Genomic DNA, 21,924 nt, shown 5'->3' on the forward strand with positions numbered 1-21,924 from the left:
GAGCGTTAAAAACTGCTCCCTTTGGCGCTGGCTCAACAGTTGCCCGAATTGCAGGGACCCACCCGCGTACTGGTGCACGCTCTCTGAAACAATGGAGGCGGGGCCGCGCGTCACAAACGCGCCCACTCGCCCCGCGACAGTGCAGTCGGAAGGAACCTGATGCAGCGCGAACACAGCGACGAATTTGACCGATGGAATGCCCGCCAAGAGCTGGCCGAGGCAATGATTCCCCTCATCGGTGGGCTGTATCGCAACCACGGCGTCGTTACCTCGATTCACGGCCGTCGTCTCATCAACCAGTCTCCGGTTGAGGTGCTCAAGGCTCACCGTTTTGCTCGCCAGATTAACGAGGCTGAGCTTCCGATCGAAGAGACAATGCCGATCATGGTGGCGTTGTCGGGGATGGCCCTCAATTCGGCATCCATCGACCTTGCCAAGCTCGTCAACCGCTACCGCGAAGTGGGCGGCGATCTCGGTGAGTTCCTGACGACCGAACTCGCGCCCGTGCTCAAGAACGGTGCCGAAGACAAGCCGGCGGGCGTGGATGTCGTGCTCTACGGTTTCGGGCGCATCGGTCGACTGCTGGCCCGCATCCTCATCGCGCACGCCGGCAACGGGGATGGGCTTCGCCTGCGCGCCATCGTCGTGCGCCGCGGATCAGACAACGACCTCGTTAAGCGCGCCAGCCTGCTGCGTCGCGACAGCATCCACGGTCCGTTCGAGGGCACGATCTCGGTCGACACCGACGCCAACACGATCCTGGCGAACGGCACGCTCATCCAAGTCATCTACTCGAACGACCCCGCCACGGTCGACTACACCGAGTACGGAATTTCGGATGCCATCGTCGTCGACAACACCGGCCGCTGGCGTGACCCGGAAGGCCTCAGCCAGCACCTCGCCGCTCAGGGCGTGAAGCGTGTTCTGCTCACCGCCCCCGGCAAGGGCGAGATCAAGAACATCGTCTACGGCCTCAACCACGACACGATCGAAGACGGCGACACAATTCTGTCTGCTGCCTCGTGCACGACGAACGCAATCTCGCCGGTGCTGAAAGCCATCAACGACAGTTACGGCATCGAGCATGGGCACGTTGAAACCGTGCACTCGTACACGAACGACCAGAACCTCACGGATAACTTCCACTCCGGTGACCGCCGCGGCCGCTCGGCCCCGATGAACATGGTCATCACCGAAACGGGTGCCGCGAAGGCAGTCGCGAAGGCTGTGCCGGAACTGGCGGGATTACTCACCGGCAGCGCCATCCGAGTTCCGACTCCCAACGTGTCGATGGCGATTTTGAACCTCAACCTTGCTACCGAAACGACCCGCGAAGAGGTGAACCGCTACTTGCGGGGGCTCTCGCTGGATTCGACACTCCAGCAGCAGATCGACTTCATCGATTCGCCCGAGGTCGTGTCGAGCGACTTCATCGGTTCGCACCGCGCGGGCATCGTTGACGGGCTCGCGACCATCAGTTCAGGCAAGCATCTCGTGCTGTACGTCTGGTACGACAACGAGTTCGGGTACACGAGCCAGGTGGTGCGCGTGATCGAACATATGGCGCAAACGCACCCGCAAGTTATTCCCGAACGCGCCGCAGTCGGAGCATAATTTTCCGAACTGTGATCGTGTGACGCCCCTGCCTCACGCTGTGAGCGTAACAATGGGAACTTCTCAAACTTCGCGTGTAAATATCGTGGCATGAACGATTCCGCACTCCCAGTCATTGATCTCTCGCTACTTGATGGCGGCCCCGAATCGGCCGCCAAATTCCGGGATGATTTGCTGTGTGCGACCCATGATGTGGGGTTCTTCTACCTTGTCGGTCACGGTGTTGAAGAATCGTTGATGGATGACCTGCTTGCGGCATCACGCGAGTTCTTTGCCTTGCCCGCTGAGCAGAAGTTGGCCGTCGAAAACGTCAACAGCCCGCAGTTCCGTGGCTACACGCGAGTGGGCGGCGAGCTAACCGAGGGCAAGACCGACTGGCGTGAACAGATCGACGTGGGCCCCGAGCGTGACGTGGTCGACAACGCTGCCGGGCTCGCTGACTACTGGCGCCTCGAGGGCCCGAACCTGTGGCCGGATGCCGTTCCCCAGCTTCGCGAGTTGGTCAACGAGTGGAACGACAAACTCAGCGCTGTCTCGCTGCGCCTGCTGCGCGCGTGGGCCCAAGCCCTCGGCGCCCCGGAGGACGTGTTCGATCACGCCTTTGCGGAGAAGCCGTTCCCGCAGCTCAAGATCGTGCGGTACCCCGGTGAGTCCAACCCGGAGCCCAAGCAGGGCGTCGGTGCCCACCGCGATGGCGGCGTTCTCACACTGCTCATGGTGGAGCCGGGCAAGGGCGGCCTGCAGGTCGACTTCCAGGGCGAGTGGGTGGATGTCCCGCCCAAGCCGGGTGCGTTCGTCGTCAACATCGGCGAGATGCTCGAACTCGCGACGGAGGGTTACCTCAAGGCGACTCTGCACCGCGTCATCTCCCCTCTGATCGGCGATGATCGCATCTCGATCCCGTTCTTCTTCAACCCGGCTCTCGACACCGTGATGCCGCAGTTGCAGCTGCCACCCGAGCTCGCCGCTCAAGCGCGCGGACTCTCGCTCGACCCCACGAACAGCCCGATCCTCGAAACCTACGGAGACAATGCCCTCCGCTACCGAATGCGGGCGCACCCCAACGTTGCCCAAATTCATCACGATGATCTGATCCAGGGCCCGCGGGGTGCTATCTAAGGCCGCTCGCTAGCGCCAGCGCTATTTGCTGACACAACTCAGGTGCGGCTCACCCTTGCGGGTGGGCCGCACTTGTCGTTGTGGCGCGAGCGTGGTGCGCGGTACGTGCTGGCGTGGGCTGCGGTACGTGCTGCCGTGCACGGCGCGACGCATTGGGACGGCGCGCTGGCGCACAGCTACCCTCACCTTCCGCGCGCCCCCTCGCGCTCTCCGCGCTAGCCAACGTTGGAAATTCAGGAGATTCGTCTTCTCGTAGCTCCCAATGGGCCAATAAAGCGATCGCGCGCTCGAATTTCCTGAATTTCCGAAGGTCGGGCGATATTTGCCAGTGCCGCCACCCCGCGGAGTTCCCGCCCGCCGCATTGCCGCCTCCACGCGTTTGATATATCGTTTGATCACGAGTTTTACCGTCTATGAGAGCCGGAGCACCCCGTGTCGCACTTTCCAGAACGTGAGCCAGCCGAGGCCTACACGCTGGCGCTGCCGCAACATCCGCGGCCCATCGTCATGATTGGCGCCGGCGGAATCGTCAAAGACGCTCACCTGCCGGCCTACCGCAAGGCCGGGTTCGAGGTGTGGGGGATCGTGAACCGCACGGCGGCCAAGGCGCAGGCGCTGGCCGATGAGTTCGGCATCCCGAATGTGTACACGTCGTTGTCGGATGCCGTAGCGGCGGCTCCGAAAAATGCCGTCTACGACCTCGCGCTCATGCCCGAGCAGTACCCGGCAGTGCTCGACCAGCTGCCCGATGGTGCAGCGGTGCTCATCCAGAAGCCGCTGGGGCAGAACCTGGCCGAGGCGCGCGTGCTTCTCGAGATCTGTCACCGCAAGAACCTTGTTGCTGCAGTGAATACGCAACTGCGGTTCGCGCCGTACATCGCGGCCGCTCGCACGCTCATCGCCGAGGGCGCGATTGGCGAGCTCTATGACATGGAAATCCGCATTGCGACCGAGACGCCGTGGGAGATCTTCCCGCACGTGCTCGGCATCGAGCGTCTCGAACTCAACATGCACAGCGTGCACTACATGGATCTGGTGCGTTCGTTCTTGGGCGACCCCGACGGTGTGAGCGTGGCGACGGTGCGGCATCCGGCTAAGCCTCAGGTCTCGAACACTCGCTCGACGATCATCATGCGGTACCGTGATCGGCCGCTGCGGGTCACGATCAGCACGAACCACGACCACGGATTCGGTGGCGAGTTCGAGGAGGCGTTCGTGAAGTGGGAGGGCACCAAGGGCGCCATTCGCGCGCAGTTGGGCCTCATGCTCGACTATCCGCGCGGAGGCCCCGACGCTCTCGCTATCGCCTATACCGACAAGCCCGAGCTGGGCTGGCAGCCGGTACCGTTTGAGGGCAGCTGGTTCCCGGATGCCTTCATCGGTTCGATGAGCGCGCTGCAGCGTTTCCTCGAGGGCTCAGTTTCTGAACTTCCGACCTCGGTCGACGACGTCATGCACACCATGGCGGTCGTCGAGGCCGGTTATGAATCACAAGAGCGCGAAGGTATCGCGCTGGCAACGAAGGAGAACACTCAGTGAGATTCGCGCGACTCGGGCCGGTTGGCTCAGAAATCCCCGTCGCTTTGCACAACGGGGAAGCTTTCGATCTGCGTTCGATCGCTGCCGACATCAATGGAGCATTCTTCGCCGCGGATGGTGTTGCCGCCGCGAAGGCTGCGCTCGCCGCGGGCACTCTTCCCGCCGCGGCTACCGAGGGTGTCCGCGTAGGAGCTCCCATCGCTCGCCCCGGCAAGATCGTGTGTGTCGGCCTCAACTACAGCGACCACGCCGAAGAGACCGGCGCAACTCTGCCCGACGAGCCCGTCATTTTCATGAAGGACCCGAGCACGATGGTTGGCCCCTTCGACGACGTGTTCATCCCGCGTACGAGCGAGAAGACCGACTGGGAGGTCGAGCTTGGTGTCGTGATCGGCGCGACCGCTCGCTACCTTGAATCTCCGGATGACGCGGCTGCCGTCATTGCCGGTTACGCCGTGTCGCACGACGTTTCCGAGCGCGCCTTCCAACTCGAACGTGGCGGAACCTGGGACAAGGGCAAGAGCTGCGAGACCTTCAATCCGTTCGGGCCTGAACTGCTGACCGCCGACGAAGTCGCCGACCCTCAAGCCTTGGGTTTGCGCCTATGGGTGAACGGTGTGGAGCGCCAAAATGGCACGACCGCGAACATGGCCTTCGGCGTGAACCACATCATTTGGTACCTGAGCCAGTTCATGGTGCTGCAGCCCGGCGACGTCATCAACACGGGAACCCCGGCAGGCGTCGCCATGGGCATCGAGGGCCAGCCGTACTTGCGTGCCGGCGATGTCGTTGAACTCGAGATCGACGGCCTCGGTCGCGCTCGCCAGACTCTGGTGCAGGCATGAGTGCCGAGTTCGACGGTCTCGTCGCCGTCGTCACGGGTGGCGCTTCCGGCATCGGCCTCGCCTCGGCCCTCGCGCTAGAAGAGCGCGGTGCCACGGTTGCGGTGCTCGACCTCAACACCGAGGGGTTGGATGCTCGGCTCCACGGATTCACGGCCGACGTGTCAGATCGTGCCTCCGTCGACGCCGCTGTTGCTGCGGCCGCCGAGAAACTAGGCGGCATCGACATCGTCGTGAATAACGCCGGCATCAGCGCTGTCGGAACCGTCGAAGAGAACGACGACGCCGAATGGGCGCGCGTTCTCAACATCAACGTCATCGGAATGGCACGGGTGTCGGCGGCAGCCATGCCCTGGCTGCGCAAGTCTGAGCACGCCGCGATCGTGAACCTCTGCTCCATCGCCGCCCTCAACGGCCTTCCGCAGCGCGCGCTGTATGGCGCCTCGAAGGGTGCCGTTCTCGCCCTGACCTACGCGATGGCCACCGACCATGTGGCGGATGGTGTGCGCGTCAACGCGGTCAGCCCCGGCACAGTTGCCACCCCGTTCGTGGAGCGGATGCTGCAGGGCTTCGACGATCCGGTCAAGGAACGTTCCGCTCTGGATGCCCGTCAGGCAACTGGACGCATGGTCACGCCCGAAGAAGTCGCCGGCGCCGTCGCGTATTTGGCGAGCCCACTCTCGGGCTCAACTACGGGCACCGCGCTCGAAGTTGATGGCGGTGTGGCGCACCTTCGCGTCAGAAAATAGGCGCTCGCGGCATCCATCTGACAAAAGTGTCATTGAGAGGCCGAAACCGCTGGTATAGTTTTCTGGTTGGCGAAAGTCATCGAGATGCGCCCGTAGCTCAGCGGATAGAGCAATTGACTACGGATCAATAGGCCGGGGGTTCAAATCCCTCCGGGCGCACCAAATAAAACAGGTCTGACCAGCACTTTCTTGTGGAGTGCGGTCGGGCCTGTTTTTCTTTTGCCCACATTTTGCCCACACTTCACAAAGTTTTGGGCCGGATTTTGACCGAAATGTGGACTATGCCACTCTTCCCGGCCCAGTGTTTGCCTGGGTTTCGGGCCACCGCGTGGGAGTGACCTATTGATCTCTAATCGAGGGGCTGGGGCTTAGCGGCTCTCGTGTACTCGTGCGTCGCCTGTCGGCGCAGTAGGCCCGAATCATGGGTCGAAGTGCCACTTTGGGTTAGACAACGGTTGCTGGCATGCTTAGTATCTATGTATGCATGAAGATACTAAGGTGGAGAGAGTCCAGCCAGATAGCGAGTATGTCGAGATCGCGGTGGAAGTATTTCAGCTACTTGCGGACGCCACCCGAATTCGGATCGTGCTCGCGTTACAGGATGGTGAGTTGTCGGTGAATCATCTTGCCGAGATCGTCGATCGCAGTCCTGCCGCAGTATCTCAGCATTTGGCGAAATTGCGCTGGGGCAAACTGGTGCTGGTGCGCAAGGATGCCAATCGCATGTTTTATCGATTGACTGACGAGCACGCGAAGCGGTTGGTGATCGAGGCGATACTGCAGGCGGAGCACTCCATTGACGAGTTACCGGCACACCACGCATGATCGAGGTGCTTCGCAACAGGACCTACCGCGCGTTGTTCAGCGCGCAGGTAATTGCGTTGCTCGGCACCGGGATGCTCACGGTCGCCTTGGGCCTATTGGCTTTCGATCTTGCAGGGGATGCTGCCGGCTTGGTTTTGGGCACTGCTCTCACGATCAAGATGGTCGCTTACGTCGGCGTCGCACCTTTGGTTGCGGCGTTGGTGCATCGGCTGCCGAAGAAGGCAGTGTTGGTCGGTGCCGATGCGGTCCGGCTTGCAATCGCGTTGATGTTGCCGTTCGTCACGGAAACATGGCAGATCTACCTCTTGGTATTCGTGTTGCAGTCGGCATCAGCAACATTCACCCCCGCATTCCAATCGTTGATCCCCGCCGTGTTGCCTCAAGCCCGCGACTACACGCGAGCTCTGGCTCTATCGAGGTTGGCCTACGATCTTGAAGCGTTGTTAAGCCCCACCATCGCTGCTGTACTGCTCACTGTAATCAGCTACAACAACTTATTCGTCGGCACAGCGATCGGTTTCGCCGGCTCTGCAGTTCTCGTGTTGGGAACGACGCTGCCGGCACGTGCGAAAAATCGAGACGGTGGCACTTTCTGGCAGCGACTCCCCACTGGCGTGCTGGTGTTCATTCGGACTCCGAGCTTGCGGTTTCTAATGGTCACGAACGTAGTTGTCGCGGCGGGCACTGCGATCGTTCTCGTGAACTCAGTCGTCTATGCCAAGAGTATCTACGCCCTTGATGACGCTGCGCTGGCGGTCACTCTCGGCGCCTACGGGATTGGTTCACTACTTGTGGCGGTGAGCGTCCCGCGGCTCGTTGATCGAATCGGCGTTACGCGCACAATGCTCATCGGGTTATCCGTTGTCGTTGGTGGGCTTCTCGCTGCGAACGCTGTCACGATTGTCGCCGTCACCACATCAACCGGTTGGTGGGCGCTTTTGGGAACTTGGCTGATTCTCGGCATGGGTACCTCCCTAATCAACACGCCCTCATCGCGTTTGCTGGCGGAGGCTTCCAACCCTGAGAACCGCAATCTTGTCTACACCGCGCAGTTTGCGCTCTCGCACGCGTGCTTCCTCGTGACTTACCCCGTGGCGGGATGGATCGGCGCAGCGAGTCTTCCTGTCGCCACTGCGACGCTTACTCTTGTGGCGATCTTGGCCTCGATCACGGCGTTCGGCGTTCGCCGACGTGCGCAAGCTGGCGACAGCTACTGGGAAGAATCGCCGTGTTTAGTGGAATGATCCAGCTGAGCGTTGATTTACAGTGCGGACCCATGCTTTGCGCGCACTTTGAAGAGCTACTGGGTGCGTCAGGTTTTCAGTTAGGGCGAGTGCGCACTGTGATGACCTGGGCCACGATGATTGCTGCTGCGACAATCGCCGCAACGATCACCGTAAAAAGGTCACTTTGAATCTTGAGGATGGCAAACGGCACGAGGATGGCCAGATCAAGCACGATAGTCAGCACCGGAAGCCAAATGCGGGCTTCAATTTTTTCCTTCAGGTGACGAATGACACCCCACTGCACTGCCATGTCCATTGTTAAGTAAAGAAAGACGCCCATTGACGCGATCTGGCTGAGATCGAGAAACACTGTCACCAGAATTGCGAGCCCGGCGGTGATGACCATCGGTTGCTGCGGAACTGATTTCGGCAGAGAGGGTGCCTGCCGAATTTTCTGCAGCATTGCATAGAGCCGCGACACTGAGTAGAGGCTGGCGAGCAGCCCCGACAGGGTGGCGACGACCGCGATCACAACGGTGATTCCAACGCCCCATGTGCCGAAGAACGGTTCGGCGGCTTGAGCCAAAGCATAGTTACGGGCATCTACTGCGCCGCTCGCACCGATGCTCGAACTCACCGTGACAGTAATTAGCAGATAGAGAACGGTACAGATAGCAAGGGAGATGAGAATTGAACGCGCAATGTTGCGTTTGGGATTACGTATGTCGTCGCCCTGGTTGGTTATGGTTGTGAACCCTTTATAGGCGAGCACACACAGCGTTGTGCCCGCCAATATCCCCATGATATTGATCGAGTCGCCAGACGACTTTGACAAGAAACCGTCACCGGCAGACGCCACCCCAATCAGCCCTGCTATCGCGAGCACCGCAATTCCGACAATCTTCAACACCGCGGTGACAGTTGCCGAACGTTCCACGAGGGTGTTGCCGATGAGGTTCACAATCGCGGCAGCGACGATCGCCGCCACCCCCAGCATTGGCACAAGAATTACCGAGTCTTGCAGCCCGAAGGGTCGCAACAGGTAGGTGCCAAATGTTCTCGCGAGCAGGCTTTCAGCTACGACCATCGATACATACATGAAGAGGGAGAACGAACCGGCAGCAACACCCGGCCCGTACGCATCCTTCAGCAGCATTGCGATGCCGCCCGACGAAGGATTCACGCTGGAATAACGAATGTAGGAGTAGGAACTCACGGCGGCCACGATCGCGCCAAGAAGAAAAGCGAGGGGGAAAAAGTCCCCTGCGAACTCAGCAACTTGGCCGACAAGGGCGAAAATCCCTGCGCCGATCATCACACCGGTGCCCAGCGATACGGAGCCCAATAAAGTGATTTTGTTGGTGCGCTCAGACATGCGTTGTCTTTTCGATTAGCGGCTCGGTCCGGACCTGCAGGGTGACGACTATTCTGCTCAAATGACGGTAGTCCATGTCTCCCCTCCGTCTCTAGAGATGGCGACGCTGCTTTCGCCTGCAACCGCAATTGCCCCATCGTCGTTCACCACAATTGCTGCGGCGCCACCCTCGACGATGCCGGCCGACGTCCACTCGGCGTCAGGCGCAGTGGACCCAATCCAGAGTTCGCCGTCGGGTGCGACGCCAACTATCCCACCTTCCCGGGTGGGGTCCGGCGAAATCACTACGAGGGTCGGCCCGGCTAGGGGTGAGAAAGTATCGCCCCCATCGCGGCTAACCACGAGGCCGTCGGCGGTGGTCGCGGTCAGTACATTTGCGTCGTCGCTATCGATGCTGATGTCGCGCGCAGACAGTTCGGATTCGTCAGCGAAGGTACGTCCGCCATCGTTGCTTCGCAAGAGCACGGGTCGATCAGAGGGGAGCCCAACGATGAAATCAGGGTCAGCGGGCGTGGTACCGAGGTTGTGAAAGTCGGTCGTTCCAGCCAGTGATAGTTGCTCCCAGCCGACCTCTACGGTGTGCTTGACGAGCCCGATGTGGGGCGCGACGAAAGAATCGTGGTTGTCCGCTCCGGGATGACCGGAGACAAAAATGGTCTCGCCCTGAGCGGCCAACCCCATCGAGTCAAAAGCGACGTCGCCCACAAGTGAAGTGTCGCCGGTGTCGAGCTCAACGGCGTAAACGCCATCATGTGACCCGATCAATAGGTCGCCGTTGCTGCTGAACACGATGTCATGAATGTGTTGGATGGTTGGCGGCGCAGAGGAAGGGCTGCCAGGTGCCGGTGAGCAGGCTACAACAGCAAGGGAAACGGTGACGCCGAGAATTGTGCCAGCAAGCAGCCGACGGGAATAGGAAAACATTGAGAAAGTCCTTCGTGAGAGAAAGTGGGGGCGGGGCTCGCCGTCGGTGAACGGCGAGCCCCGCAGTGATTACAAGGAGCTGAGGATGTCGCGCATGACGGTAATCTCGCCGGTTTGCGCATCAATGACCTGTTGTGCCAGTTCTACCGCGGCCGAGTTTTGGCCGGCTTCAACTTCTAACAGGGCCATATCGATTGCACCTTCGTGGTGAAGGATCATTTGCTCAAGGAACAGGCGTGACGCTTCGACGCCGTTGGCAGATTCCAAATCAGTCATATCAGAATCAGACATCATGCCGTCGCCCTGATCCATCCCAGCCATACCGGAATCAACCTCTACACCCCAGTCGTTAAGCCAACTATTCATGAGAGCAATCTCGGGAGCCTGAGCAGCCTTAACGTCCCGTGCCAGGGTGAGGACTCGCTGGTCGATTCCCTCCTTCATAAGCACCATGTCGGCCATCTCAACGGCTTGTTCATGGTGCGGAATCATCATTGTGGTGAACATGACGTCGGAGCTGTTCGCGTCGGCGACCGTGACCGACTCGGTGGCCGACGAGTCGGGGCTCTGTGCCGAATCGGTCATGGCAGTGGTGCAACCGGTGAGCGCTAGTAGTGCGGTGACGGTCATAGCGGCTGTCGCCGCACAACGGATCTTCATTATTGTGGTTCTCCTGATTAGTCAGTAATTAGCGCATGGCCGGAATGGGCATGCGTCTGGCATGTCGAGGCTGAGCCGACAGAACCCTAATCAGGTGCGACTAATACAGAGAACGGTGAGAGAGGGGGGCAGCGGGACGAAACCGACAACCGTCAGGATTGGTCTGGCAGTTAAGAGATGACGCCAGGCAACTCCTACCCATCCCTTCGCCAGTTTGGATGCGACCAACAGAAGCGTCGCGGTAAGTAACGCAAGAACACACCACATGATGGTCATCGATGCATCTTCGCCACAGCCAACGCAATCCGGGCTCGAAGCGGCGAACACACCCGCAGTGTCATGAGGCGAGCCAACCGCCGCGGTCGAGCTCTCGGTTGGCATTCCCATCTCGGAGTGAGACGCCGTCGAAGCGAACGAGTGCATCGCCAATATTCCGACAATCAGTGCCACGGCGAGAACAACCAGAACAGTCGCTTTCCAGACCGTGCCGGCAAGGTGAGGCTCAGCAGTGCCTCTAGACGATCGAGGCACAGACGCAGACGCAGTAGCGCGAGAGTATCGCGTTGCTGTGATCCGTGTCATAGTGCTTCCTCGTCTAGAGCGACGTTGTGCCGGCCGCTAGCGGCCGGTGAACTTTTCGGGATTGAGGTCCAACCGGCGCAACAACTGTGCGTTCAATGCCACAACAATAGTTGATATCGACATGAGAACAGCCCCGACCGACATGGGCAGCACGAATCCGATCGGCGCCAGTACGCCGGCGGCAAGCGGGACGGAAAGAAGGTTGTAGCCGGCGGCCCACCAGAGATTCTGTTTCATCTTTCGGTACGACGCTCGAGACAGTTCAATGACCGACACCACCGAGCGCGGATCGTCGCTGGCGAGGATTACCCCCGCCGAGGCGATAGCAACATCCGTGCCCGCACCGATCGCGATTCCCACATCCGCCTGCGCAAGGGCGGGAGCATCGTTGACGCCATCTCCGACCATCGCAACTTTGCGTCCCTCCGCCTGTAGCTCTTTGACATTGAGGGCTTTATCTTCCGGGCGCACCCCGGCGAAGTAGCGGTCAATTCCGAGTTCTTCTGCGACGGATGCGGCAACAGCCTCCGCATCGCCGGTGATCATCACTACCTGAACGCCACGGTCGTGGAGTGCGGCAATCGCATCCCGGGATTCGGCCCGCACTTCATCAGCAAGCTTTAAGGCGCCGGCCACTCTGCCGTCGATCAGGATGTGGAGAATGATTGCGCCCTGTTCTGCCCATTCCGCAGTTGCTGGAAGCTCAGCGCCACCCTCCTGTTCGAGAAGGTACGGACCGCCAACCTGAACTGTGCGGTCAGCGACGCGAGTCCGGACACCAACTGCAGGCGACGACTCAAAATCGCTCGATTTCGGCACTGACAGTTCACGCTCGCGTGCTGCCGCGACGATTGCGCGGGCGAGAGGATGCTCGGAGTCAGCTTCTGCGGCGGCCGCCAATGCGAGCAGTTCGTCCGCTTCGAAGCCTTCGGTTGGTTCGATAGCGGTAACAGCGGGGGTTCCCTTGGTGAGCGTTCCGGTCTTGTCGAAGAGAACCGTATCAACTGTGCGCATGCTTTCCAGCGCCAAACGATCCTTGATCAGCACGCCGGCTTTAGCGGCTCGTTCGGTCGATATCGACACCACCAACGGGATAGCAAGACCGAGAGCATGCGGGCACGCGATGACGAGCACTGTGATTGTGCGAACAACCGCCGCATCCGGCATCCCGAGCAGAGTCCAGACCAGAGCAGTAATCGCTCCCGCGCCGAGTGCGAACCAAAATAGCCATCCGGCAGCACGATCGGCGAGACGCTGCGCACGCGAAGATGAGCTTTGCGCCTCGGTGACGAGTTTCTGAATTCCAGCAAGCGTGGTGTCGTCACCAACGGCGGTGATCTCGACGCGCATCCCGGAGTCGGTCGCGACAGTGCCCGCAACGACGGAGTCACCTTCGCTGCGACGGACCGCCCGGGATTCCCCGGTAATCATTGACTCGTCCATGCTCGCCGAGCCCTGAACAACCCGTCCGTCAGCAGGAACACGACCACCAGGTCGAACCACAACAACGTCACCCACACGCAACTCTGATGGCGAAACGGTTACCGTCCGGTCACCGTCAACACGCTCGGCTTCATCAGGAATGAGCGCAGCGAGGGAATCCAACGCTGACGTTGTCTGCGCTAGCGACCGCATCTCGATCCAGTGGCCTAGCAGCATTATCACGATCAGCAGTGCCAGTTCCCACCAGAAATCGAGCCTATGATCCAGCACGCCCAATGTTGCACCCCACGACGCCACAAAGGCCACCGTGATTGCCAAACCGATGAGGAGCATCATCCCGGGTTGCTTGCTGCGCACCTCGCTCACCGCGCCCGTAAGGAACGGAGCACCGCCCCAGATATACATGACAGTGCCGAGCACAGGAGAGATCCAGACCATCCATGCAGCGGGCAGCTCGTAGCCGAGAAGCATCGCGAACATCGGCGAGAACGCGACCACCGGTACCGCAACGACCAACATGATCCAGAACATCCGCCGGAAGCCGGCAACGTGATCGCCATGGCCTCCACCACCATGCTGGGGGTGCCCACCGTGCGGTTGCTGTGAATCGGGCATCCCGCTTTCTGCAGCACCCGGTTCATTGTGCTGCGAATGAGCGTCGTCGGGTGCTGCGTTCGCGGTACTGCCACTGTGGTTGTGAGCGCTCATTGGCCAATCCCTACTTTTGTCGTTTTACTCAGACTCGGCGAGTTAATTCGATTCGTGTTTGAGACCCGGCGAAGGTTCTTTCTGGGTGGTTGCTAGCGAGTAGCCGGCTTCTTCGACTGCAGAACGAACGTGCGCAGGATCAAGGGCAATAGAGCTCGAGACACTAGCTGTCGATACCCCATCCGAGACTAGAGCGACCGTCACTGCGAGCACTCCTTCGAGCGAACCAAGTTGCTCGGTCACGTTTGCGACGCAATGCGAGCAAGTCATCCCCTGAACTAGAATCTCTGTTTCGTATGCCCCGGAAGCGGGTTCACGCGCTGGGGCCGCGGATGCGGCGCAGCAGCTGCACCCAGACCCGTCCTTTAGGCCAAGGTCTACGCGATCGATTGAGGTCATGTTCTCTCCTTGTTGAAGTGTTGTCATGAACGAACGAGACGAGCTATCGCTTCGTTGGCTTCGCGGATTTTCTGGGCGGCGACAGATCCACCTTCACCGGCGGCTTCGGCAACACAGTGGCCTAAGTGGTCTGCAAGCAACGACAGCGCGACTGACTCCAGCGCTTTCGTGGCCGCAGACACCTGAGTCAGCACGTCGATGCAATATTTGTCGGACTCCACCATCCGTTCTATGCCCCGAACCTGTCCCTCGACGCGACGGAGCCGTTTGAGAACATCATCTTTATTCTGGGCATATCCATTCATGCACATACCATACCCCCCTAGAGTATAAAATGTACAGTGTTCGGCTCGTGACCACACTTGGCAACTTGGTTCGGACGCGGAGCAGCCTCGGTTCAACCAGCTAGCGTTGATAATTCCGATCATCCCGTTGGCTTCGTTGCTCAGGCCGTGGGAGGTTAGGCGCCGTTACTGCTGAAGTCCTCAAGCGCGATCGGCATTGCCCCACTGGGATAGGTGGCAATTGTCGCCTGGCCATTCTCGGCGATCAGCTCGCTAGGCTGCCGAGATTCTTGGATCAGATTTTTGTGGACCCGGCCCGTCGCGCGACAGAGTGGGCCCTGACTTCAAGAACCCGATCTGAAGTCGCTTTTGCGATTTCACCAGTACACTGGGAATTTAGAACTTTGTCGAGCAATGGTCAGATTAGTCGTGCCCACATTTCACCCACACTTGGGGAGCAGCCCAGTCAACGTGGGGCATCGGAGTCGCGCCCAGTCACCAGTGTTCTGCAGCGATTTTGAGCACTTCCGCATAGTTCTGCGGGAATGGTTTTCGACTACGGATCAATAGGCCGGGGGTTCAAATCCCTCCGGGCGCACCAGCTGAAAGCCTCACATTCGTGTGGGGCTTTCGTCGTTAAGAACCACTTTTGCCCGCGAGCCGTGAACAGGCCACACTAGAGAGATGCTGCTGCCTGCGATCATCCTCATCACTCTGGCCCTCGTGTTCTACACCGTCGGGGTGTGGAGCGAGCGAGTGCAGAAGGTGCTCAAGCCGTGGCATGCCGTGCTCTTCGGGCTGGGATTGGCGGCGGATGCCACGGGCACGTTCCTGATGAACCTGATCGCGACCGAGAATCGTGCAGCCGGCATCGAGCAGAGCGCGTTGAACCAGCTGATGGGCATCACGGGAGTTATCGCGATCGTTCTCATGGCCGTGCACCTCGCTTGGGCGATTGTCGTGCTGGTGGGTAATCGTGAAGCCGAGAAGACCAGCTTTCACCGATTCTCTGTCATCGTGTGGGGAATCTGGCTCGTGCCGTACATCGTTGGCGCCCTGGGATCGAGCCTCGGCTAGATCAGATCAGCAGACGCCGCTCAGCCGATTCGCTCCCGCAAGAACGTGACCACTCGGTCGCGCGCAACCGCAGCGGAGTTGGCCGGATTCTCCCGAACTTCGCCTGTCAGCACTGAGTGCGCTGTAGCGGCGTAGCCGTCAGAGTTTCCGGGCGATGAATCCAACTGGATGATCTCGAACGCGTCGCCGAGACGGGCTTTGATGGTGTCGAAGCGGGCGCGCGGGGCGGCGCTGTCTTCGCTGAAACGTAGCCCGAGGGCGCAGACTTCGCCGGCATCCGCTCGGGCAGCGATGCGATCGAACTCATCGGGCGAGACTCCGGCGTCGAGCTGACGAGCGCGGCCCACGGGAAAAGGGACTGCGGGCTGACTGAGAACGGATGCCGCCACAGAGTCGTCGATTGCGGCGGCCAACGCGAAGCCGCCGGTAAAGCACTGCCCGATGACGCCAACGCCTCGCCCGGGGGTGCGGGCAGCTAGGTCGGATGCAACCGCCCGGAAGTAGTCAGTGATGGGGCGGGAGGAATTCGTCGCAAAGGCTCGGAACTCTGCTGCCACGCACAGCCGCAGCACGATCCGCGTCATGTAGCCCACGGACTTCGCCTTGCCAGGCTGGCCGAATGGTGAGGGCACGACGACGGTGAAGCCGGCGACGACGAGGTGCTCAGCCAGGCCAAGCACCTCCGGTGTGATCCCGGGGATCTCCGGTATGAGCACCACCCCTGGCCCCGAACCCTTTTCGAAGCAGTCATAGGTCATGCCGGCGGCGGTGAAGGGGGCGCGAACCCACCCGCTCAGGTCGCCGACCGGGGCGGAGAAAGCGCTAGCGGCTGTCATACACCCATCATCTCGCAGCGCATCGCGTTCTGAGTCGATGGTCACGACCCGGACGGATTAAAAGGGGGGCGTATCAACGACTACTCAGCAATGATCAGCGAGAGGGGCTTCATTCAACCTGTTCCGCGTGGTCGTAGATCTTCCCGAGGGTGGAGAGGTCGGTACGCGGGCATAAGAGTGATTAGCGGCACCCGCCCCGCTGGGGTGATCGCTAGCCGAGAGGTAGATGGTTCTCGCCAGACAGCACAGCATGCCCTATCTTAGTTTTGGCACTGAGTGCACGAAAGGCGACCAACGGTGACCAAACCAGTGGGACGGCCCCGCAGACTCAACGAGGAGTAACCATATGTCCGGCATCCACCCTGATCTCTCTGCAGCGCGCTTCACCCCCAATATTTCTTTTGGCCCTCTAACGTCTCGCATCCTTCGCGGAGCCCGCCCCAAACCTGTTACTCCCGAGCCGGGGGTTACTGTGCGCGAGATTTCGGTCCCGGGACCAGAGGGTGCTCCAGAAGTGACGCTGCGAGTCTTCAGCCCAGACCGCCTGGAGAGCGCCGTGCCCGCAATGATTTGGATTCACGGAGGCGGGCACATCATCGGAAATCCAGAGCAGGATGACGCAGCGAACATCGCATTCGTCAGAGAACTAGGCATCGTAGTTGCGGCAGTGAGGTACCGACTCGGCGCTGAACAGCCCGCTCCGGCCTCGGTCGAGGATGCCTACGCTGGATTGAAAGGGCTTGTGGCTCGCGCAGAAGAACTCCAGATCAATCCCGCAAAGATCGCTATTGGCGGAGCCAGCGCCGGGGGCGGCATCGCAGCGGGACTCGCCCTGCTTGCCCATGATCGGGGCGAAGTTCAACCAGCCTTCCAGTTGCTGGTGTACCCGATGTTGGATGACCGTACCGTGGTGAGAACGGACCACGACACGAGCAAAGTGCGGGTGTGGACGGTGAAGAGCAATCGCTACGGATGGACAACATACCTAGGGCAGGAGCCTGGCAGTTCTGGTGTATCGCCCTACGCCGCTCCGGCTAGAAGCGAGGACCTCGCGGGGCTCCCGCCAACTTGGATCGGTGTCGGCAGTCTTGACCTTTTTCAGGACGAAGATGTGGAATACGCTCGACGGCTGCGAGAAGTGGGCGTCCCGTGCGAGCTGCAGGTCGTCGAGGGAGCATTTCATGGGTTCGATGCCCTCTACTCGAAGAAGGATGTCTCGGTTAAGTTTTGGCAAGAACAAGCCCGGGCGCTGCGACTCGCGCTTCTTTCCTAGGTTAAGGAACGACGATGACTAAAAGTACTGCCCCATTCACTCTCGTGCTTGGCGGCGGCGGGGTTGCAGGCATCGCTTGGGAGACCGGCGTAATCGCCGGGCTTGCCGATGAAGGGGTCGACGTTACCGCCGCTCGAGCGTCGTTCGGAACGAGTGCGGGCGCGGCAGTTGCGGCCCAAGTCACAAGCGGCGTCCCTATCGAGAGGCTGTATGAGAATCAGCTGGCCGGAGTGCCATTTGAGATCTCGAATTCGCTTTCCGTTGGCAGCACAGTGAAGTTTGTGCTGGCGCAGCTGCTACCGGGTAATCAACACCAATCGTCACGGCGAGTGGGCAAATTCGCGCTGCATGCCGCTGTCGGTCTGGAGGCGAAACGTCACGCGGTCATTGAGAAACGCCTGCCCAGCCATTCCTGGCCTGATGCCGATCTTCACATTGTGGTTGTGGATGCCCTGACCGGGGTCGAGCGCATCATCACGCAAGCTGACGGAATCGCCCTCGTCGATGCCGTGGAGGCAAGTTGTGCTGTGCCGATGGTGTGGCCAGCGGTCGAGCTGGATGGCCGTGTCTACATCGACGGCGGAGTTCGATCACCGGCGAACCTCGATCTGGCGCCAGGTGATGGCCCCGTGATTGCGTTGGTTCCTCTCACGATCGCGTTCCGTCGAGCCAATCGAATTGCCGAGCAGGTGAAGGCGTTGGCTCCGCGAAAGGTCGAGGTTGTTGAGATGTCTCCTGAAGCGAAGGCGGCGCAGGGGCGTAATAGTCTCGACAATTCAGTGGTTCCTGCTGTCGCTGTCGCGGGCAGGGAACAGGGCCGACGGGAAGCTGCTCGGATTCGCGCAGCGATCAGTTGACCTGCCTCAGTTGACCTACCTCAGTCTGAGGTGCCGAAGATGGTGTCGAGTTCGCTAAAGCTCTGATCGATGACCTCGGCGGGGGTGCGCGGGTCGTTAGTCTGCGCCCACCAAGCGAGGGCGGAAAATCCGGCGGCAACGAGGGCCGTCGAGATAAGCCGAGCACGGAGGGTGCCCTCCTCGATTCCTTCTATGCGGGCGACCTGCCGTTCAAGCACTTCGTTTGCTTCGGCGAGCTGAGCGTAGCCCCAGCCGCGCACATCCTCCGATGACGCAATCAATACCATCCGCAGTCGTGTGATCTCGACACTTGAGTCGAGCATATGAAGAGCCTCGACCCACGCGCGGTGGAGGATCGCCACTGCATTGTCTCCGCTCGCCGCTTCGACGCGCGCTTGAAGCTCGCGGGAGAATTCGGTCATGCCGCCCCAGACTATCGATGCCTTAGTGGGGAACACGCGAAAAAGTGTTCGACGGCTGATGCCAGCGGCGACTGCGACTTCGTCCATTGTGACGCTGTCGAGGCCCCTGTCTGTAAAGAGATGCAGAGCAACCAACCCAATTTCGGTGGGGTCTGCGCGGGGCGGTCTCCCGCGACGCGGATGCTCACTTTCGACGGCGGTCATTCGCTCAGGATAACCCACAGGCTTATTTATGGCACTGAGTGTAATATTCTTTTAGGCCGCGACTGCGGATATTTCACACAAAGGAGTGCTGGGCATGACCAATTCAGTTGATGCAGGACGTTTTGATGGACGCACGATAATCGTCACCGGCGCCGGAAGCGGAATCGGTAAGGCAACAGCGGTCCGACTGCTGAGGGAGGGTGCTCGCGTGATCGCGAGTGACATCTCCCAGCCGCGACTCGACGAGCTAGCAACCGAGTCCGCGACCGACCGGCTCGTTACTGTCTCCGGCGACGTCAGCGCGCAGGCAGATGTCGACAAAATTGTTGCGGCGGCAGGAGATCGGGTAGACGGTCTCGTCAACAACGCCGGAATAATGGATGCCTTTCTTCCGACGGCCGAGATCACTGACGAAATGTGGGACCGGGTTATGGGCGTCAATCTCACCGCACAGATGCGATTGATCCGCGCCGTGCTGCCCACAATGATCGACGCCGAATTCGGGCGCATCGTCAACCTTGCGAGCGAAGCGAGCATTAAGTCGGGAGCGTCAGGAACGACGTACTCCGTCAGTAAGCACGGCGTAATCGGGCTCACCAAGAGCACGGCCCTTTTCTATGGTCCGAAGGGTGTCCGTTGCAATGCCGTCGCACCGGGCGCTGTGATGACCAACATTGAAGCTCCGTTCCAGTCCGCATGGGCTGGAGAGCGCCTCGGCCCGATCATGCAGACCACTGTTCCCGCACCAGCCAAGCCAGAAGAGCTCGCGGCATCCATATGCTGGCTCCTCAGTGAAGATTCTGCGAACGTGAACGGAGCCGTACTGATGCCTGATGGTGGTTGGTCGACTGTTTAGCTCGTTCTTTCGCGGGGTGAGCGAATCCGGCGAGGGCCAAGATGCCCTCGCCGGAGGGTGAGCGCTGGCTATCCGGAGTCAGATCCACGGTTCGCTCACGATCCGTTCATAGAAAGGTCATAGAGAACACCGGTGGGATGTCCATATCACCAAAGAAAGGGGCGCGAACGTTGCGCCGACATCCCCAAGGAGTTTGACCATGAAGAGCAGAAAATTCACCCTCACCGCCCTTGCAAGCACGATTGTCATTGGGGGGCTTCTTCTTGCCGGATGCTCGACGACTGTCTCGACCCCGAGCGTTGAAAGTGAAAGCAGCACCACCTCGAGCATCGAACTCACCACTGGCGTTGTAGCCGCTGAGGTTCTCGCGGCTAACGCAAACGCGACCACGGTAAACGATGACGAGTGGAGTTTGGATGGCGCCGTCGCCGTCACGCTCACCGGGTCCTCCGCTTCGGCAGCTGGTGAGGGCGTCTCGGTCACCGGAAACACTGTGACGATCACGGCGGCGGGCACCTATGTGCTCTCCGGTGAGCTCGACGGCCAGGTAGTTGTCGATACCGCTGATGAGGATGTCGTTGCTCTCGTCCTTGACGGCGCCAACATTTCCAACGCGTCGAGCGCTGCGATCGCTGTACTCAACGCCGAGGATGTTGTGGTGTCGCTCAGCGGCAGCAATAGTGTCTCGTCGACGGGTGCCGATGAAGAGGCGAATGCAGCTCTCTTCAGTGATGCGGATTTCACGATTTCTGGGGATGGATCCCTCACTGTGACGAGCACCCAAAACGATGGGATCACGAGCCACGATGACCTGACGATCCTGTCGGGTGATATCACTGTGATTGCGGCTGACGATGGCCTTCGCGGCAAAGACTCTCTCACGATCAAGGACGGCACGGTGTCGGTTGATGCCGGTGGCGATGCCGTGAAGTCGGACGAAGACGAAGACGAAACCAGTGGCTACGTTCACATTGCCGGCGGCACGATCGATCTCGTTGCCGGTGACGACGGTGTGCAGGCACAGACCGACATTGTCATGACGGGTGGCGAGACGACGCTCAGTGCAACCGACGATGGGCTCAAGGCCGAAGTTCACATTGTGGTTGCTGAAGGGACAACGACGGTCAGCAATTCGTATGAGGGCATCGAGGCGTACTACATCACCGTTGAGGGCGGCACGCTCAACGTTGCCGCAAGCGATGACGGCATCAACGCCACGAGTGGTACGAGCACGACGACAGACGTCGGTGGCATCGAAGAAGCAGACGATGGCGCGATGATTGCGGTTACCGGTGGCGAAATCACTGTCAACTCCGAGGGGGACGGGATGGACTCCAACGGTTCGATCATGATCACTGGCGGAATCAGCACGGTGTTCGGTTCACCTGAAGACCGCGAGGGAGCGCTCGACGCTAATGGTTCCGTTGTCGTCAACGGCGGAACCGTGCTTGCCGTCGGCATGACCGGAATGGCCACGTCGCCTGACGCGGACTCCGTGCAGGGGTGGTTGAGCGCAGCTCTCGATCAGTCCTACGGTGTGGGCGAGAGCGTGCAGCTGCTCGACGAGAGCGGAGCGGTCATCGCCGAGTTCACTTCGGTCAAAACCTTCCAGTCGGTGGTTCTTTCCTCGGCGGATGTCACAGAGGGCTCCACCTACACGGTCACCGTGGGTGGTCAAACAACGGGAACCGCAACGGCCGGAGTCGAAGCCGTGGGCAGCATGAGCGGCCCTGGCGGAATGGGCGGCGGAGCGCCCCGCCCATAGCGACCGATCTAGTGGAGCGGAGCGGACCCGTCTACGCGAGTTTCGCTCCCTTTCCTCTGCCCGCGGGAGGCTCTTCTTGGTGTTCCTTAGCGCGACACGCCCGGGATGTGGTTGGTGTTGGTGAGGGGGCAGGAATGCACGTAGTGTTTCCTCTTGTCACCCCAAAGGTGCGGAAGTCCCGGGCAGTTCTGCTGCTAGGTTTCCGGCCTCAAGTGGGGGCCACCATCCTCCACAACTTTCGAGTTGTGGTCGAGTCAAACAGCGGAATTCCTTTCATTAGGATCCGACTTCAGATCTTAGGATGAGTATCCGCTTCATGCGTGTGTCGGTTGGTTGTTTCGGGCT

General features: G+C 60.2%; 21 protein-coding genes and 1 tRNA gene. 13 read left to right on the forward strand and 9 right to left on the reverse strand.

Going from position 1 to position 21,924, the window contains the following annotated elements:
• Window positions 1-159 precede the first annotated feature (159 nt).
• From ACWTV1_RS08955 to ACWTV1_RS08990, 8 genes are all read left to right on the forward strand, one after another.
• On the forward strand, window positions 160-1,614 hold the full coding sequence (locus tag ACWTV1_RS08955; RefSeq protein ID WP_498504989.1) for a glyceraldehyde-3-phosphate dehydrogenase: 1,455 nt from the start codon (window positions 160-162) through the stop codon (window positions 1,612-1,614).
• Window positions 1,615-1,704: 90 nt separating this feature from the next.
• Window positions 1,705-2,733: an isopenicillin N synthase family dioxygenase gene (locus tag ACWTV1_RS08960; protein ID WP_100387588.1), complete on the forward strand. Its 1,029-nt coding sequence runs from the start codon at window positions 1,705-1,707 to the stop codon at window positions 2,731-2,733.
• A 432-nt stretch (window positions 2,734-3,165) separates the two neighbouring features.
• Complete coding sequence (locus ACWTV1_RS08965) at window positions 3,166-4,272, forward strand: Gfo/Idh/MocA family protein (protein ID WP_498504990.1); 1,107 nt, start codon at window positions 3,166-3,168, stop codon at window positions 4,270-4,272.
• Window positions 4,269-5,117, forward strand: coding sequence for a fumarylacetoacetate hydrolase family protein (locus ACWTV1_RS08970; protein ID WP_498504991.1), 849 nt, complete (start codon window positions 4,269-4,271; stop codon window positions 5,115-5,117). The genes ACWTV1_RS08965 and ACWTV1_RS08970 overlap by 4 nt, the downstream gene beginning before the upstream one ends.
• Complete coding sequence (locus ACWTV1_RS08975) at window positions 5,114-5,863, forward strand: SDR family NAD(P)-dependent oxidoreductase (RefSeq protein WP_498504992.1); 750 nt, start codon at window positions 5,114-5,116, stop codon at window positions 5,861-5,863. The genes ACWTV1_RS08970 and ACWTV1_RS08975 overlap by 4 nt, the downstream gene beginning before the upstream one ends.
• 86 nt (window positions 5,864-5,949) lie before the next feature.
• Window positions 5,950-6,025, forward strand: a tRNA-Arg gene (locus ACWTV1_RS08980).
• A gap of 318 nt (window positions 6,026-6,343) precedes the next feature.
• Window positions 6,344-6,688 (forward strand): ArsR/SmtB family transcription factor, encoded by a 345-nt coding sequence (locus ACWTV1_RS08985; RefSeq protein WP_498504993.1) that lies wholly within the window; start codon window positions 6,344-6,346, stop codon window positions 6,686-6,688.
• Window positions 6,685-7,932, forward strand: coding sequence for an MFS transporter (locus tag ACWTV1_RS08990; RefSeq protein WP_498504994.1), 1,248 nt, complete (start codon window positions 6,685-6,687; stop codon window positions 7,930-7,932). Before ACWTV1_RS08985 ends, ACWTV1_RS08990 begins: the two co-directional genes overlap by 4 nt.
• A gap of 76 nt (window positions 7,933-8,008) precedes the next feature.
• Here ACWTV1_RS08990 and ACWTV1_RS08995 read toward each other — a convergent pair whose 3' ends face one another.
• The 7 genes from ACWTV1_RS08995 to ACWTV1_RS09025 form a co-directional block, all read right to left on the reverse strand.
• Window positions 8,009-9,289: an APC family permease gene (locus ACWTV1_RS08995; protein ID WP_498504995.1), complete on the reverse strand. Its 1,281-nt coding sequence runs from the start codon at window positions 9,287-9,289 to the stop codon at window positions 8,009-8,011.
• Window positions 9,290-9,346: 57 nt separating this feature from the next.
• Window positions 9,347-10,213, reverse strand: a complete 867-nt coding sequence (locus tag ACWTV1_RS09000) for a beta propeller repeat protein (protein WP_498504996.1) — start codon at window positions 10,211-10,213, stop codon at window positions 9,347-9,349.
• 69 nt (window positions 10,214-10,282) lie between these two features.
• On the reverse strand, window positions 10,283-10,873 hold the full coding sequence (locus ACWTV1_RS09005) for a DUF305 domain-containing protein (RefSeq protein WP_498504997.1): 591 nt from the start codon (window positions 10,871-10,873) through the stop codon (window positions 10,283-10,285).
• 90 nt (window positions 10,874-10,963) lie between these two features.
• Complete coding sequence (locus ACWTV1_RS09010; RefSeq protein ID WP_498504998.1) at window positions 10,964-11,455, reverse strand: DUF6153 family protein; 492 nt, start codon at window positions 11,453-11,455, stop codon at window positions 10,964-10,966.
• Between the two features lie 36 nt (window positions 11,456-11,491).
• Window positions 11,492-13,606, reverse strand: a complete 2,115-nt coding sequence (locus ACWTV1_RS09015; protein WP_498504999.1) for a heavy metal translocating P-type ATPase — start codon at window positions 13,604-13,606, stop codon at window positions 11,492-11,494.
• Window positions 13,607-13,648: 42 nt separating this feature from the next.
• A complete protein-coding gene (locus tag ACWTV1_RS09020) occupies window positions 13,649-14,032 on the reverse strand; it encodes a heavy-metal-associated domain-containing protein (protein WP_498505000.1) in 384 nt (127 codons plus the stop codon).
• Entirely contained in the window at window positions 14,029-14,310 is a 282-nt protein-coding gene (locus ACWTV1_RS09025) for a metal-sensitive transcriptional regulator (RefSeq protein ID WP_498505001.1), read from the reverse strand. Before ACWTV1_RS09025 ends, ACWTV1_RS09020 begins: the two co-directional genes overlap by 4 nt.
• 663 nt (window positions 14,311-14,973) lie before the next feature.
• Between ACWTV1_RS09025 and ACWTV1_RS09030 the strand changes: the two genes are divergently transcribed.
• A complete protein-coding gene (locus tag ACWTV1_RS09030) occupies window positions 14,974-15,366 on the forward strand; it encodes an HsmA family protein (protein WP_498505002.1) in 393 nt (130 codons plus the stop codon).
• 20 nt (window positions 15,367-15,386) lie between these two features.
• Here the strand turns inward: ACWTV1_RS09030 and ACWTV1_RS09035 are convergent, their stop codons facing one another.
• Complete coding sequence (locus ACWTV1_RS09035) at window positions 15,387-16,202, reverse strand: dienelactone hydrolase family protein (protein WP_498505003.1); 816 nt, start codon at window positions 16,200-16,202, stop codon at window positions 15,387-15,389.
• 346 nt (window positions 16,203-16,548) lie between these two features.
• Here ACWTV1_RS09035 and ACWTV1_RS09040 point away from each other — a divergent pair, with 346 nt between their 5' ends.
• Both ACWTV1_RS09040 and ACWTV1_RS09045 read left to right on the forward strand, forming a co-directional pair.
• Complete coding sequence (locus tag ACWTV1_RS09040) at window positions 16,549-17,475, forward strand: alpha/beta hydrolase (RefSeq protein ID WP_498505004.1); 927 nt, start codon at window positions 16,549-16,551, stop codon at window positions 17,473-17,475.
• A 14-nt stretch (window positions 17,476-17,489) separates the two neighbouring features.
• Window positions 17,490-18,332: a patatin-like phospholipase family protein gene (locus ACWTV1_RS09045; RefSeq protein WP_498505005.1), complete on the forward strand. Its 843-nt coding sequence runs from the start codon at window positions 17,490-17,492 to the stop codon at window positions 18,330-18,332.
• A gap of 20 nt (window positions 18,333-18,352) precedes the next feature.
• Here ACWTV1_RS09045 and ACWTV1_RS09050 read toward each other — a convergent pair whose 3' ends face one another.
• Window positions 18,353-18,958 carry a TetR family transcriptional regulator gene (locus ACWTV1_RS09050; RefSeq protein ID WP_498505006.1) on the reverse strand — a complete coding sequence of 202 codons (606 nt, stop codon included), beginning with the start codon at window positions 18,956-18,958 and terminating at the stop codon, window positions 18,353-18,355.
• A gap of 94 nt (window positions 18,959-19,052) precedes the next feature.
• On the opposite strand from ACWTV1_RS09050, the gene ACWTV1_RS09055 reads away from it, so the two are divergent.
• Together ACWTV1_RS09055 and ACWTV1_RS09060 are read left to right on the forward strand one after the other, a co-directional pair.
• Entirely contained in the window at window positions 19,053-19,814 is a 762-nt protein-coding gene (locus ACWTV1_RS09055; protein ID WP_498505007.1) for an SDR family NAD(P)-dependent oxidoreductase, read from the forward strand.
• Window positions 19,815-20,013: 199 nt separating this feature from the next.
• Window positions 20,014-21,579 carry a carbohydrate-binding domain-containing protein gene (locus tag ACWTV1_RS09060; RefSeq protein WP_498505008.1) on the forward strand — a complete coding sequence of 522 codons (1,566 nt, stop codon included), beginning with the start codon at window positions 20,014-20,016 and terminating at the stop codon, window positions 21,577-21,579.
• Window positions 21,580-21,924 lie beyond the last annotated feature (345 nt).

It is taken from the genome of Salinibacterium sp. VpJ6, assembly GCF_059767345.1.